Source organism: Salmonella sp. NW645, from assembly GCF_051703725.1.
GTDB classification, from domain to species: domain Bacteria; phylum Pseudomonadota; class Gammaproteobacteria; order Enterobacterales; family Enterobacteriaceae; genus Salmonella; species Salmonella enterica.
Window position 1 is genome coordinate 67,398 of record NZ_JAMMKR010000004.1, and the last position, 13,065, is coordinate 80,462.

General features: G+C 48.4%; 15 protein-coding genes and 2 tRNA genes. 7 read left to right on the top strand and 10 right to left on the bottom strand.

Annotation, left to right across the window (positions count from 1 at the left end):
• Positions 1-53: 53 nt before the first annotated feature.
• Positions 54-635 carry a superoxide dismutase [Fe] gene (gene sodB / locus NA389_RS09825; RefSeq protein WP_000007294.1) on the top strand — a complete coding sequence of 194 codons (582 nt, stop codon included), beginning with the start codon at positions 54-56 and terminating at the stop codon, positions 633-635.
• An 82-nt stretch (positions 636-717) separates the two neighbouring features.
• Here sodB and NA389_RS09830 read toward each other — a convergent pair whose 3' ends face one another.
• Positions 718-807 carry a YnhF family membrane protein gene (locus NA389_RS09830; protein ID WP_000102277.1) on the bottom strand — a complete coding sequence of 30 codons (90 nt, stop codon included), beginning with the start codon at positions 805-807 and terminating at the stop codon, positions 718-720.
• A 295-nt stretch (positions 808-1,102) separates the two neighbouring features.
• Here NA389_RS09830 and purR point away from each other — a divergent pair, with 295 nt between their 5' ends.
• Entirely contained in the window at positions 1,103-2,128 is a 1,026-nt protein-coding gene (gene purR / locus NA389_RS09835) for an HTH-type transcriptional repressor PurR (RefSeq protein WP_000190993.1), read from the top strand.
• Here purR and punR read toward each other — a convergent pair.
• Positions 2,125-3,057, bottom strand: coding sequence for a DNA-binding transcriptional activator PunR (gene punR, locus NA389_RS09840; RefSeq protein ID WP_000269512.1), 933 nt, complete (start codon positions 3,055-3,057; stop codon positions 2,125-2,127). The two genes, purR and punR, sit on opposite strands and share 4 nt — an antisense overlap.
• Positions 3,058-3,169: 112 nt before the next feature.
• Here punR and punC point away from each other — a divergent pair, with 112 nt between their 5' ends.
• Both punC and cfa read left to right on the top strand, forming a co-directional pair.
• Positions 3,170-4,375 carry a purine nucleoside transporter PunC gene (punC, locus tag NA389_RS09845; RefSeq protein ID WP_001182317.1) on the top strand — a complete coding sequence of 402 codons (1,206 nt, stop codon included), beginning with the start codon at positions 3,170-3,172 and terminating at the stop codon, positions 4,373-4,375.
• A 289-nt stretch (positions 4,376-4,664) separates the two neighbouring features.
• Positions 4,665-5,813: a cyclopropane fatty acyl phospholipid synthase gene (gene cfa, locus NA389_RS09850; protein WP_000098879.1), complete on the top strand. Its 1,149-nt coding sequence runs from the start codon at positions 4,665-4,667 to the stop codon at positions 5,811-5,813.
• Positions 5,814-5,854: 41 nt separating this feature from the next.
• Here cfa and NA389_RS09855 read toward each other — a convergent pair whose 3' ends face one another.
• Positions 5,855-6,496 carry a riboflavin synthase gene (locus NA389_RS09855; protein ID WP_000493971.1) on the bottom strand — a complete coding sequence of 214 codons (642 nt, stop codon included), beginning with the start codon at positions 6,494-6,496 and terminating at the stop codon, positions 5,855-5,857.
• Positions 6,497-6,712: 216 nt separating this feature from the next.
• On the opposite strand from NA389_RS09855, the gene mdtK reads away from it, so the two are divergent.
• The 3 genes from mdtK to NA389_RS09870 all read left to right on the top strand — a co-directional run bounded on the left by mdtK (position 6,713) and on the right by NA389_RS09870 (position 8,401).
• Complete coding sequence (mdtK, locus tag NA389_RS09860; protein WP_001175083.1) at positions 6,713-8,086, top strand: multidrug efflux MATE transporter MdtK; 1,374 nt, start codon at positions 6,713-6,715, stop codon at positions 8,084-8,086.
• Positions 8,087-8,237: 151 nt separating this feature from the next.
• A tRNA-Val gene (locus NA389_RS09865) sits at positions 8,238-8,314 on the top strand.
• Between the two features lie 10 nt (positions 8,315-8,324).
• Positions 8,325-8,401: transfer RNA gene (locus NA389_RS09870), tRNA-Val, on the top strand.
• 167 nt (positions 8,402-8,568) lie between these two features.
• On the opposite strand, the gene ssaU is transcribed toward NA389_RS09870, so the two are convergent.
• The 7 genes from ssaU to ssaO form a co-directional block, all read right to left on the bottom strand.
• A complete protein-coding gene (gene ssaU, locus NA389_RS09875; protein WP_001291708.1) occupies positions 8,569-9,627 on the bottom strand; it encodes an SPI-2 type III secretion system apparatus protein SsaU in 1,059 nt (352 codons plus the stop codon).
• Positions 9,624-10,403, bottom strand: coding sequence for an SPI-2 type III secretion system apparatus protein SsaT (ssaT, locus tag NA389_RS09880; protein ID WP_000068771.1), 780 nt, complete (start codon positions 10,401-10,403; stop codon positions 9,624-9,626). Before ssaT ends, ssaU begins: the two co-directional genes overlap by 4 nt.
• On the bottom strand, positions 10,404-10,670 hold the full coding sequence (gene ssas, locus NA389_RS09885; protein ID WP_000999982.1) for an SPI-2 type III secretion system apparatus protein SsaS: 267 nt from the start codon (positions 10,668-10,670) through the stop codon (positions 10,404-10,406).
• A complete protein-coding gene (gene ssaR / locus NA389_RS09890; RefSeq protein WP_000056367.1) occupies positions 10,667-11,314 on the bottom strand; it encodes an SPI-2 type III secretion system export apparatus protein SsaR in 648 nt (215 codons plus the stop codon). Before ssaR ends, ssas begins: the two co-directional genes overlap by 4 nt.
• A gap of 67 nt (positions 11,315-11,381) precedes the next feature.
• A complete protein-coding gene (ssaQ, locus tag NA389_RS09895; protein WP_000944198.1) occupies positions 11,382-12,350 on the bottom strand; it encodes an SPI-2 type III secretion system cytoplasmic ring protein SsaQ in 969 nt (322 codons plus the stop codon).
• On the bottom strand, positions 12,331-12,705 hold the full coding sequence (gene ssaP, locus NA389_RS09900) for an SPI-2 type III secretion system apparatus protein SsaP (RefSeq protein ID WP_001223304.1): 375 nt from the start codon (positions 12,703-12,705) through the stop codon (positions 12,331-12,333). The genes ssaQ and ssaP overlap by 20 nt, the downstream gene beginning before the upstream one ends.
• Positions 12,686-13,063: an SPI-2 type III secretion system apparatus protein SsaO gene (gene ssaO / locus NA389_RS09905; RefSeq protein WP_000449093.1), complete on the bottom strand. Its 378-nt coding sequence runs from the start codon at positions 13,061-13,063 to the stop codon at positions 12,686-12,688. Before ssaO ends, ssaP begins: the two co-directional genes overlap by 20 nt.
• Positions 13,064-13,065 lie beyond the last annotated feature (2 nt).

Genomic DNA, 13,065 nt, shown 5'->3' on the forward strand with positions numbered 1-13,065 from the left:
ACGCGCACCAGGGTTATTGTGCGTGCGCAATATTAATAATAAGGAGAGAAGCAATGTCGTTCGAATTACCTGCATTACCGTATGCCAAAGATGCTCTGGCACCGCATATTTCTGCTGAGACGCTGGAATATCACTATGGCAAACATCATCAGACTTACGTGACCAATCTTAACAATTTGATCAAAGGCACGGCGTTTGAAGGCAAATCGCTGGAAGAGATCGTGCGAGCCTCCGAAGGCGGTATCTTTAATAACGCCGCTCAGGTATGGAACCACACCTTCTACTGGAACTGCCTGGCGCCAAACGCTGGCGGCGAACCGACCGGGAAACTGGCTGATGCTATCGCGGCATCTTTTGGCAGCTTCGCGGAATTTAAAGCGCAGTTCACCGATGCCGCTATCAAAAACTTTGGTTCCGGATGGACATGGCTGGTAAAAAGCGCTGATGGCAAACTGGCTATCGTTTCTACCTCAAATGCCGGTACGCCGCTGACTACGGATGCAACGCCGTTGCTGACGGTTGATGTGTGGGAACACGCGTATTACATCGACTACCGCAACGCCCGTCCAAACTATCTGGAGCATTTCTGGGCGCTGGTTAACTGGGAATTTGTTGCGAAAAATCTCGCCGCATAAGTCTGAGTACGCAGAAGGTACGCCTTCTGCGTTTTAGAGAGGGATAGAATAGAGGAGACGCCCACCCTCAGAAGAGAGGAAATCAGTGCAGAGCGGCCGTTAATCCACCTGCGACAATCACGCCCAGAACAATCAGCGTAGTAATCAACGAAAATTTCAGGTCGGTACTCATCAAGTTTTCTCCTTTTTATTCCCACACAAAAAGTGATATAGCGCATTTTTGCACATTCCCGCACAAAAATCTCTCATGTTTTATATTGATAACTGTTTTTAACGCTTCCCCTTTTCCTCAAGATCAGACAAAATTCCAGGCTTACTGAATTAGCGTAACGGCCATTGACCCCTTCCTGACGTTCCGTGTCGTTTTTCCGGCGTGCCGCAACCCTGATGTTGCGATTAGGGTGTGTGTAGGCAAACGTTTACCTGGCGTTTCTCAGGAGCTTAGCGAGGGTCTGGAGTGAAATGTAATGGCAACAATTAAAGATGTAGCGAAACGAGCAAACGTTTCCACTACAACTGTATCACACGTAATCAACAAAACGCGTTTTGTCGCTGAAGAAACGCGTAACGCGGTCTGGGCGGCAATTAAAGAGCTGCACTACTCTCCCAGCGCCGTCGCACGTAGCCTGAAGGTTAACCATACCAAGTCGATAGGCTTACTGGCGACCAGCAGCGAAGCGGCCTATTTTGCCGAAATTATCGAGGCAGTTGAAAAAAACTGTTTCCAGAAAGGCTATACGCTGATTTTAGGCAACGCCTGGAATAACCTGGAAAAACAGCGCGCCTACCTGTCCATGATGGCGCAAAAGCGCGTGGATGGCCTGCTGGTGATGTGTTCTGAGTATCCAGAACCTCTGCTTTCCATGCTGGAAGAGTATCGCCATATTCCGATGGTGGTGATGGACTGGGGTGAGGCGAAGGCCGATTTTACCGACACGGTGATTGATAACGCCTTTGCAGGCGGCTATATGGCGGGTCGTTATCTGGTTGAGCGCGGCCACCGGGATATTGGCGTTATTCCCGGCCCGCTGGAGCGCAACACCGGCGCGGGCCGGCTGGCAGGCTTCATGAAAGCCATGGAGGAGGCGCTGATCAACGTGCCGGACAACTGGATTGTTCAGGGCGACTTCGAGCCGGAATCCGGTTACCACGCGATGCAGCAAATTTTATCGCAGTCACATCGCCCTACCGCCGTTTTCTGCGGCGGCGATATTATGGCGATGGGCGCGCTTTGCGCGGCTGACGAAATGGGGCTTCGCGTACCGCAGGATGTTTCGGTGATCGGTTATGACAATGTGCGTAACGCCCGTTACTTTACCCCGGCGCTGACGACGATTCACCAGCCCAAAGACTCTTTAGGCGAAACCGCATTTAATATGCTACTGGATCGCATCGTCAATAAGCGTGAAGAGTCACAGTCTATTGAAGTTCATCCACGCCTGGTTGAGCGTCGCTCGGTCGCTGACGGCCCGTTCCGCGACTATCGGCGTTAATCCCCGCAGTCGGGAGCCTCTTCTGGCTCCCGAAGCCACTCCCGATTCAACGTTTCGCTATCGCCCAAATAGTCCAGCAGCCATGCCAGCGCGGGCGAGGCCTCGTTTTGCTGCCACGTCACGCAACAGGCCGCATCGGGAAACGGATTCTCTAACGTCAGCGCCACCCATTTTCCGCTGTCTATCCACTGTCGGGCAAAATGCGTCGGCACCATTCCCACGCATAGTCCTGCCGACAGGCAGGTTGCCGATGACTCCCAGTCCGGTACGACGACCCTTTTTTGGTTATCCAGCAACCAGGTAATCCGTTTCGGTAAGGTTCGCGAAGTGTCTTCCCTGACCAGCGACGGCCAGTTGCGCAGGGTATCGTCGCTTAACGGCCCAGGCATTGACGCCAGCGGATGATCGCTTGCCACTACGCAGCTCCAGCTCAGGGTCCCCATATCCCGAAAAGCGTAACGCCCCCCTACCGGAATCGCCTGCGTCGCCCCAATCGCCAGTTCGACACGCCCGTCGGAGAGCGCGTCCCAGACGCCGTTAAACACCTCCTGAAAAACCAGCAGTTCCACATCGTCAAAATGGCGATAGAAATCGACGATCATCTGCCGGGTACGTTCTGGTCTGACGATATTGTCCACCGCAATAGCTAACTGCCCGCGCCAGCCATTAGCAATTTGCTGACACTGCTGGCGAGTGATCTGCATTTTTTTGATAACAGAACGCCCTTCTTTTAAAAACCAGATGCCAGCAGGCGTCAGTTCAACATCACGGTGACGTCGTACAAAAAGCGGTACGGCCAGCCACTCCTCTAGCTGACGAACGGTGTAACTGACTGCTGAAGGCACACGGTGCAGTTCCTGCGCCGCCGCGCTAAAACTGCCATTGCGCGCCACGGCGTCAACCACTTCAAGCGAGTATTCCGACCACATAATTTGCCTACAAAAATTTTGAATTCACTGGACAAATATTAACGTTTCACAACCGTAATTTCACTCCCTACACTCTGCGACAATGTCTGTCTGATAAGAAAGAGAAACAAATATGCAACCTGGAAAAGGTTTTTTAGTCTGGTTAGCCGGCCTTAGCGTGCTGGGGTTTCTGGCTACGGACATGTACCTGCCCGCGTTTGCCGCCATACAGGCGGATTTACAAACGCCTGCCGCCGCGGTCAGCGCCAGCCTCAGCCTGTTTTTAGCTGGCTTTGCCGTCGCGCAACTCCTCTGGGGACCGCTATCGGATCGTTATGGCCGTAAACCGATTTTACTGCTGGGGTTATCTATCTTTGCACTCGGAAGTCTGGGGATGCTGTGGGTAGAAAGCGCGGCAGCACTGCTGACGCTGCGCTTTGTGCAGGCCGTCGGCGTTTGCGCGGCAACGGTAATCTGGCAAGCGCTGGTGACCGATTATTATCCTTCGCAAAAAATTAACCGTATCTTCGCCACGATCATGCCACTGGTGGGATTATCCCCGGCGCTTGCGCCCTTACTGGGAAGCTGGATACTGACGCATTTCTCATGGCAGGCGATTTTCGCCACCCTGTTCGTGATTACGTTGTTGCTGATGTTGCCGGCGCTGCGCTTAAAACCATCGGTAAAAGCGCGTACCGAGGGACAGGATAAACTCACTTTCGCGACGTTGTTACGCTCTAAAACCTATCGCGGTAATGTGCTGATTTATGCCGCCTGTTCCGCCAGCTTTTTTGCGTGGCTAACAGGGTCGCCGTTTATTCTCAGCGCGATGGGTTACAGCCCGGCAGTGATTGGCCTGAGCTATGTTCCGCAAACCATCGCTTTTCTGATTGGCGGATATGGTTGCCGCGCGGCGCTACAAAAATGGCAGGGCTACCAATTGCTTCCGTGGCTGTTAGGGCTGTACGCGCTGAGCGTTATCGCCACCTGGGGAGCGGGCCTTCTGAATAATGCCTCACTGGTGGAGATCCTGATTCCTTTCTGCGTAATGGCGATTGCTAATGGCGCCATCTACCCTATCGTCGTCGCGCAAGCGTTACGCCCTTTCCCTCAAGCCACTGGGCGCGCTGCGGCGCTACAAAATACGCTGCAGCTGGGGTTATGTTTCCTGGCAAGCCTGGTGGTTTCATGGCTCATCAGCACGCCGCTACTGACTACCACCAGCGTAATGCTCTCTACCGTTGTTCTGGCGGCGTTAGGTTACAAAATGCAGTCTCATGCAGAGTGCGCTGAGGCCGAATTTCACCATGCCAATGTCGCCCACGACAAGTCTCACTAAAAGCTTGTTAACCGCTGGTAATTAGCACGCTAACAATTTTCGGTTGAATCATCAAAAATTGCGGCCTATACTGATTCACGGTTGTTTATATTACGATAATTATTAGGCATTAACGGGAACCGGAGCGTTCCCGATTCACCATGGATGGCCTTTTCGGCAAGGGTTCCTCCCTTCCTCTGTTCTACGTCGGATAACTGGCTCACGGAATTGCCCGTGGGATTTCTCACAAAGCCAAAAAAGCGTCTACGCTGTTTTAAGGTTCTGATCACCGTCCAGTGATGGAGAAACTATGAGTTCATCGTGTATAGAAGAAGTCAGCGTACCGGATGATAACTGGTACCGAATCGCCAACGAATTGTTAAGTCGCGCGGATATTACAATTAATGGTTCCGCCCCGTCTGACATTCGTGTTAAGAATCCCGATTTTTTTAAACGCGTCCTTCAGGAAGGATCGTTGGGGTTAGGTGAGAGTTACATGGATGGCTGGTGGGAATGCGAGCGTCTGGATATTTTCTTCAGCAAAGTCTTACGTGCCGGTCTTGAAAATCAACTCCCCCACCATGTTAAAGATACGCTCCGTATCCTCGGCGCGCGTCTGATTAATCTACAAAGTAAAAAACGCGCCTGGATTGTCGGCAAGGAACATTACGATCTTGGTAATGACCTTTTTTCCCGTATGCTCGATCCCTATATGCAATATTCTTGCGCCTACTGGAAAGATGCCGATACGCTGGAAGCGGCACAGCAAGCCAAGCTGAAATTAATTTGCGAAAAGCTACAGCTACAACCCGGGATGCGTGTGCTGGATATCGGCTGCGGCTGGGGCGGCCTGTCGCAATATATGGCGACCCATTATGGCGTTAGCGTGGTGGGCGTAACGATCTCCGCTGAACAACAAAAAATGGCGCAGACGCGTTGCGAAGGTCTGGATGTCTCCATTCTCCTGGAAGATTATCGCGACCTTAACGATCAGTTTGACCGAATCGTCTCCGTCGGTATGTTCGAACATGTCGGGCCAAAAAACTACAACACCTATTTTGAGGTTGTTGACAGGAATTTAAAACCGGATGGTCTTTTCCTGCTCCATACTATTGGTTCTAAAAAAACCGATCATAATGTCGATCCGTGGATCAATAAGTATATTTTCCCCAACGGTTGTTTGCCGTCTGTTCGTCAAATCGCCGAGGCCAGCGAATCACACTTTGTAATGGAAGACTGGCATAACTTTGGCGCCGACTATGACACGACTCTGATGGCGTGGCATGAGCGCTTTATCAATGCCTGGCCAGAGATTGCGGGCAATTATAACGAGCGCTTTAAACGTATGTTCAGCTATTATCTCAACGCCTGCGCGGGTGCGTTTCGCGCGCGTGATATCCAGCTTTGGCAGGTGGTATTTACGCGCGGCGTTGAAAACGGTCTGCGCGTTCCTCGCTAATCATCTCCCCCGCATTTCATGCGGGGGAATCTTATTTTCCGTTAGCCAATGTCGGCCTGATTTCTGACCGCATTTTCTCGTGCAGCCAGTACGCGTTCTACGGTATCAACAACCGCCTGCGTTTGCGGATCGATCTCGATATTCACACGCTCACCCAGTTTTTTTCTGCCAAGCGTAGTACGTTCCAGCGTTTCCGGAATGAGATGCACGCAGAAGCGCGTTGGCGTTACCTCGCCGACGGTCAAACTGATGCCGTCGACGCCGATAAAGCCTTTATACAGGATATACTTCATCAGGGACGCATCCTGCACTTTAAACCACACCTGATGGTTATTTTCGGAGGTCAGGATTTTCGCGATCTCCGCCGTCGTAATAATATGCCCCGACATCAGATGACCACCGATTTCATCGCTGAATTTGGCGGCGCGCTCTACGTTGACCTCATCACCTACCCTCAACGCGCCCAGATTGGTGATGCGCAACGTTTCTTTCATCAGATCAAAGCTTATCTGGTTGCCGTTTATTTCAGTCACCGTCAAACAGCATCCGTTATGCGCTACCGACGCCCCCGTCTCCAGCCCCTCCAGCATGTAGTCCGGTAACGTCACCACATGGGTGCGAAAGTTGGGTTTTTCATCAATCGATACCAGTTTCGCGGTACCCTGTACGATCCCCGTAAACATATCTTCAACTCCTGAAATAAATAAAAGCAGAACTGTTCAGCACAATAGCAGGTGGAAAAACAGCTTGCCAGCAATGCGCCGTTAACAACTGTTTTTTCGCTGGAGAAATAGTAATACCCCGCTACAATAGACTGAAATTTCCCCTGCTATTTCTTTTGGCTGCCACTACGGCGGCTTTTTAGTCTTTCATATAACAACAAAATAAAAGGTGAATACGTGCAGAAGTATACCAGTGAAGCGCGTCAGTTATTAGCGTTAGCGATACCGGTGATCCTTGCGCAAGTGGCACAGACCGCAATGGGATTCGTCGATACCGTCATGGCAGGAGGCTATAGCGCTACGGACATGGCTGCCGTCGCTATCGGCACCTCTATCTGGCTTCCCGCCATTTTGTTTGGTCACGGCTTACTGCTGGCCTTGACGCCTGTGATTGCGCAACTCAATGGCTCCGGCCGTCGTGAGCGTATCGCGCATCAGGTTCGACAAGGGTTCTGGCTGGCGGGCTTTGTCTCCGTGCTGGTGATGATCGTCCTGTGGAATGCCGGATACATTATCCGCTCCATGCATAATATTGATCCGGCGCTGGCCGATAAAGCCGTGGGTTATCTTCGCGCGCTACTGTGGGGCGCGCCAGGATACCTTTTCTTCCAGGTAGCGCGAAACCAGTGCGAAGGTCTGGCCAAAACCAAACCGGGTATGGTGATGGGATTTTTGGGCCTGCTGGTGAATATTCCGGTGAACTATATTTTTATCTATGGCCATTTTGGTATGCCTGAACTCGGCGGTATCGGCTGCGGCGTTGCGACCGCGGCGGTCTATTGGGTGATGTTTATCGCCATGCTTTCTTACATTAAACACGCGCGTTCAATGCGTGATATTCGTAATGAAACAGGCTTTGGCAAACCCGATAGCGTCGTCATGAAGCGCCTGGTTCAACTGGGGTTGCCGATTGCGCTGGCGCTGTTCTTTGAAGTGACGTTGTTTGCGGTCGTTGCGCTGCTGGTTTCGCCATTAGGTATTGTGGATGTCGCGGGTCATCAGATTGCGCTTAACTTTAGCTCGCTGATGTTCGTACTGCCGATGTCGCTGGCTGCGGCGGTAACGATTCGAGTGGGTTATCGTCTGGGCCAGGGCTCAACGCTGGATGCGCAAACCGCAGCGCGTACCGGTTTAGGCGTCGGCATTTGTATGGCTGTGGTTACCGCGATCTTTACCGTTACTCTGCGTAAGCATATTGCTTTGCTCTACAATGACAACCCTGAGGTCGTGGCGCTTGCCGCGCAATTAATGCTGCTCGCTGCGGTTTACCAGATTTCCGACTCTATACAGGTTATCGGCAGCGGTATTCTGCGCGGTTATAAAGATACGCGTTCCATCTTTTTTATCACCTTTACCGCCTACTGGGTGTTAGGTTTACCCAGCGGTTATATCCTGGCGTTAACGGATCTGGTGGTGGATCGTATGGGACCGGCAGGCTTCTGGATGGGGTTCATCATCGGCCTGACCTCGGCGGCGGTGTTAATGATGCTACGGATGCGCTATCTACAACGTCAGCCGTCCGCCATCATTTTGCAGCGCGCTGCGCGATAATACGACGATAGCCGTCGCATGGCGGCTATTTTCTCGACATGTTGCATATTTCCACCGCAATCAGGTGATTTCAGGAAGAAAATTGCGATTTCCCTCTTGCCTCATTGCAGTTGTGACGCTAATATTCGTCCCCGTTGTCACCTACAACGTTGCGTTCATAGCTCAGTTGGTTAGAGCACCACCTTGACATGGTGGGGGTCGTTGGTTCGAGTCCAATTGAACGCACCATCATTTTAATGCGTCTGTAGCTCAGTTGGTTAGAGCACCACCTTGACATGGTGGGGGTCGATGGTTCGAGTCCATTCAGACGCACCAATCCATTATCTTGTTTAATTTTATAATACGCTATCTGGTGCTTGTGTCAGGCTAAAAGCGATTATTTTCAGTCTCTCATCTTTATCGTCAAACAAATCAACGCGCTGCTCTATACGCTATTACCCTCTTAACCTTCGCAGTGGCCTGAAGAAGCATACCAAAGGCATTTATGGTGTTTCGGTAGAATGCGCATAATCTATCTTCATCACCATACGTAACAAGGCTGCAACGGGTTCAAATAACGTTTCAGGAATTTTATCTCCGCGTTCCACTTCAAAAAATAATGAGCGGGCCAGCTCAACATTTTCAACAACGGGAATGCAGTTGCGTTCAGCGATGTTAACAATATAGTTAGCTTGAGCATCACTGCCTTTTTCCAGGACGCGTGGTATTGGCATATCGGTGGGATGATAGCCAAGACAAACCGCAATATGCGTTGGATTACGCACTACCGCAACAGATTGTTTAACAGATTGAGCTAAACTCCCACTTTGTATTTCACTCTGCATTTCCCGACGCCGTGTCTTCATTTGAGGGTCGCCCTCCAGATCTTTATGCTCCTGTTTTACGTCATCTTTACTCATTTTTAGATCTTTTCTAATCTTATAATATTGAAAAGAATAGTCCAGTATGCCAACGATGATATAAAAAGCCATCACCCCTACCCATAACCATTTTATTAAAGAAGAAACCACAAGCACGCCACAGGCTAACCCACAGTACGGTAGCGCCCGAAAAGTACTGGCATAATAATAAAAGAAAAAGGCAAAGATAAGAGATAACATGATAACTTTTAGGCTGGATTTACATAATTCTACTACGCTATGTAAAGAGAATATCTGCTTAAAATTACTTACCGGATTTATATGCTCGCTTTTAAAACCAATGGCCTTGCTGGCAATAACCACCCCCACCTGAAGAAACACACTACCCACAGTAGCAACTATTACCCCAGCGCCCAGAAACAACAGTGCAGAAGTCAGTGACTCTATCAAAGCATGAGTCAATTGCGTTAATGCATAAGAAAATGGTTTATTTACTAATTGTAATGTGAAAGTTATTGACGCAATCAGTATCAAAATCATCTTTTCAGTAAAAAAATGAAAATACAAATAAAGCGCAATCAGCTGAAATAATGATGTTATTTCAATACTTTTGACGACCTGCCCTTCCTTACGGCCATCACGTAATTTCTTTTCTGTAGGCTGTTCTGTTTTCTCGCTCATACAGATGGGAACCAGTCTTTCAGATAAATATAAAATTTATCGCTTTCAACCAAATAGTGATGAAGAGCATAAGGGAATGAGATCAGGAGCGTCAGTAGAACTAATATACTTTTGAGCGGCATTGAGAAGAAAAACACATTCAATTGTTGTGCCGACCGATTTAAAAGACCTAAAGCCAGATCGGCTAATACCATACATATTATGGCAGGAAGAGAGAAACTGACACATAATTGATAAAGCGTTCTCCACTCTGCCTGGATATATTTTAAAAATTGCCGATCAAATAATAAAGTACGCCCCGGTGGTAAATATTGGTATGACTCATACAGAATGTTTAATATAAACTCCATGCCGCCGCTTATAAAGAAAATAACACACAAAAACTGGCTGAAAAGCAAGCCAAAAAGTGAGGTTTCAGCTTCCATTGTAGAATTGAATATCGTACCCATTGTCGCGCCACGTAAAGTATCAAGCAGAAACCCCGCCATATCAACGGCCCAAAAGGGAACCGCCGCACAAAACCCAATTAAAAAACCAATAATCACCTCTCCGGTGACTAACCCTAACCAACTGTAATCTTTACCAATATGCATCATAATCTTCTGCTGGTAAATGATTGGTAAGATGGGAAAGGTAAGTGACATAAGCACGCCATTACGTAAAAGCGCGGACCCTAAACTGCCACTTTTTAATAGGGGAAGTAATAAAGAGAGGCTCAATGGTCGAATAAAAGCCACAGCCAATGCAATAAGCCACTCATTTACCTGTTGTGCCATTCAACCATGCTCTCCAATTCGTAACATTATCTGCCGGGTATAATTCAACAGGATACCGCTAAGCCATGGGTAGCTGACCATTAAGGTTATTGCAATTGCCAATAATTTAATCATGAACTGTAGCGTTTGGTCCTGTATTTGAGTCAAGGCCTGAACAAGGCTTACGATGACACCAACTACCGATGCCACCAACACCACCGGCATAGACGTAAACAGGACGATCCATAAAAGTTGCGTTACAAATTGCGTCAATTCAGAATCATTCATGAAAAGCTCTGTACCAATTGCGCCAGTGTCAGATCCCAACCGCCTGCCAGTAAAAATATTAGCAGCTTAAACGGCAATGAAATGGTCATCGGCGACACCATCATCATCCCCATAGCCAGCAGTATATTTGAAATAAGCAGGTCAATAGCCAGAAAGGGAAGATAAATAAGTAATCCAATCCGAAACGCCTGCGTTAACTGACTCACCGTAAATGCCGGAATTAATATGAGCAAAGAATCAGGTTTTATCTTTCTTTTTATGTCTTCAGGCCAGGTTCGTTTTATCAAATTCCGAAAATAATTGGCTTCCTTTTCTTCAGAGTTTTTTTGCAAAAACTGTCGATAAGGCGCTAATGCTTTACTGTCCCACTCCGACGTCCAGAAAGGAGCGCCAGCGACCTGAACCGGATGCCAGCGCTCTTTTACAGCTAATAGCGTCGGCCCCATAATGAATAAGGAAAGTACAAGCGCGAGGCCATACAGTGCGATATTTGGGGGAACTTGTTGAATACCCAGAGCATTTCGTAAAATCGAAAATACCACCGCCAGTTTAAGGAAAGAGGTTCCCATGACGATAATGAGAGGCAGTATTGAAAGCAGAAACAATATACCAATCAGTTGCAAAGGCGAATCGGGTAAAGACATACTGTATCTCTCATGACACGACCTGGAACGCTATTATATTGTTCGCATATTATTTTTCTTATCAGGTTTACGCTGTATTTTTGGAAAGATACCAACGTGTAATACGCACCATAAATTCATTGCCACAGGCAATCAACTCACCTTGCCCAATAATACGGTCATTTACTCTTATCGTCACCTCTGGCGCAAAACATCCACCTACAGGCAAAACGTCCCCCGTTTTAAGTTGCCGTAATTGTCCAATTTCCAGACTCGCACGTCCGATCTCAAAGAGCACCTGTTGTGGTATCTGCTCAAGTTCGACTGAAGACGTTCCGTCACTCTTTGACATTGGGCTCCCTGACGCAAGTAGCGTTTCGATATCCTGGACTAATTCGTCAAATTTCATCGTGTTATCCTCTGTCAGCAATACCCTTGCGTAGATTCCCCCTGGTAGTTGAATAGCAAAAAAACCGAGTCTGATGTCGCCAAAGCAATGAATCCGAACGCCCATGCCGATTTCGATAGACTCAAGTTCAATTAATGTAAGCTGGCACCAGCCTAAATATACAGGGACTACAATAGGAGGAGCAGGATAAATCTGTTGACGCTCAGCAGAAAGCTCTCCGACTATATTGCGCAAAAAACCCGTTGGCCATGTAAAAATAATGCTATGGAACTCATGTTCTTCAACTATCCATTTAATATGCAACGCTAGCTGATGTGGTAGATTACTGCAGGATGTTGGCGGTTCGTTCTGACAGAGGGTGGCATCACTGGCTTGCAATAACGGCGCCAGCCCCCATTCAGCTATTCCATATAGCAATTCAGGATCGATAGCCGATCGATTAGCGGTGCCAATTAACCCTTCACACCAGCGCTGCCAGCATTGTTCTGCAATCCACACCCTACCCAGCTCATTATGATAATTTATGGTAAATAATGTCCCTTGCTGTACTGGATATTGTTGCATACTCAATGTCAGCTCACCAATGGTAGCGCCTTGCGTTGGAAGCATCTCCACCCACGGACGCTCTTCATTCGCTATTCTTAACATAGAATATCTCCAGGGAAATTATATACCCCATATGCAGCAACTGAGACTCCAGCCACTGCTTTAGCGCTTTCATCGAACGGTAAATTTCATGATGAGGGACATTGATTCTTAACTGGATTAGCCCCCCTGATTCACATACTTCACACTCTACACCGTCAAGATAACCGCCACTAACACGATAACGTTGCGTGAAAACCACGTTCTTATTCAATGCTGCAGGAGGATTATTCTCACCAATGGGTAATGCCTGGTGCATGAGTTGTTCAAAGTCCATACGTTCCGCCTCCGCCTCGTTATCATCCTGATAAGACTGGCATGGCAACCCTAGACTTCCTTCAACTTTGGTAATACGCATCGCTTAATACCATAGTAATTTTTTCTTTCTTTTTCATAAGCGCATTAAAATTCTTCTGTAATTCGCTTCGCCGGGAGACAAGCTGCTGATACTGATTTTCTAACTGCTGCCGTTGCGTCAAAAAGCTCTGCGCCTGTGTGAATAGTCCGGCCATTTGTTGTTTCTTATCCAACAATAAATGACAAGATAACGTACCTTGCCAGCCCATTAATTCTTTCAGTCTGGTAGTCACTGCTAAAACGCGCGTCTGGCAAATCTGCTGTTCCGTAATAATCGCCTGTTGCTGCTGATCAAGTACGGTAAGTTTGCCGCGTAATTGCTTTTCACGCCGCGCGATTATCTCCAGCAAAGTTTCCATGA

Bases quoted from the DNA above. Each gene is read 5' to 3' on its own strand.
- sodB (WP_000007294.1), top strand. From the start codon at position 54: ATGTCGTTCGAATTACCTGCATTACCGTATGCCAAAGATGCTCTGGCA.
- NA389_RS09830 (WP_000102277.1), bottom strand. From the start codon at position 807: ATGAGTACCGACCTGAAATTTTCGTTGATTACTACGCTGATTGTTCTG.
- purR (WP_000190993.1), top strand. From the start codon at position 1,103: ATGGCAACAATTAAAGATGTAGCGAAACGAGCAAACGTTTCCACTACA.
- punR (WP_000269512.1), bottom strand. From the start codon at position 3,057: ATGTGGTCGGAATACTCGCTTGAAGTGGTTGACGCCGTGGCGCGCAAT.
- punC (WP_001182317.1), top strand. From the start codon at position 3,170: ATGCAACCTGGAAAAGGTTTTTTAGTCTGGTTAGCCGGCCTTAGCGTG.
- cfa (WP_000098879.1), top strand. From the start codon at position 4,665: ATGAGTTCATCGTGTATAGAAGAAGTCAGCGTACCGGATGATAACTGG.
- NA389_RS09855 (WP_000493971.1), bottom strand. From the start codon at position 6,496: ATGTTTACGGGGATCGTACAGGGTACCGCGAAACTGGTATCGATTGAT.
- ssaU (WP_001291708.1), bottom strand. From the start codon at position 9,627: ATGAGCGAGAAAACAGAACAGCCTACAGAAAAGAAATTACGTGATGGC.
- ssaT (WP_000068771.1), bottom strand. From the start codon at position 10,403: ATGGCACAACAGGTAAATGAGTGGCTTATTGCATTGGCTGTGGCTTTT.
- ssas (WP_000999982.1), bottom strand. From the start codon at position 10,670: ATGAATGATTCTGAATTGACGCAATTTGTAACGCAACTTTTATGGATC.
- ssaR (WP_000056367.1), bottom strand. From the start codon at position 11,314: ATGTCTTTACCCGATTCGCCTTTGCAACTGATTGGTATATTGTTTCTG.
- ssaQ (WP_000944198.1), bottom strand. From the start codon at position 12,350: ATGTTAAGAATAGCGAATGAAGAGCGTCCGTGGGTGGAGATGCTTCCA.
- ssaP (WP_001223304.1), bottom strand. From the start codon at position 12,705: ATGCGTATTACCAAAGTTGAAGGAAGTCTAGGGTTGCCATGCCAGTCT.
- ssaO (WP_000449093.1), bottom strand. From the start codon at position 13,063: ATGGAAACTTTGCTGGAGATAATCGCGCGGCGTGAAAAGCAATTACGC.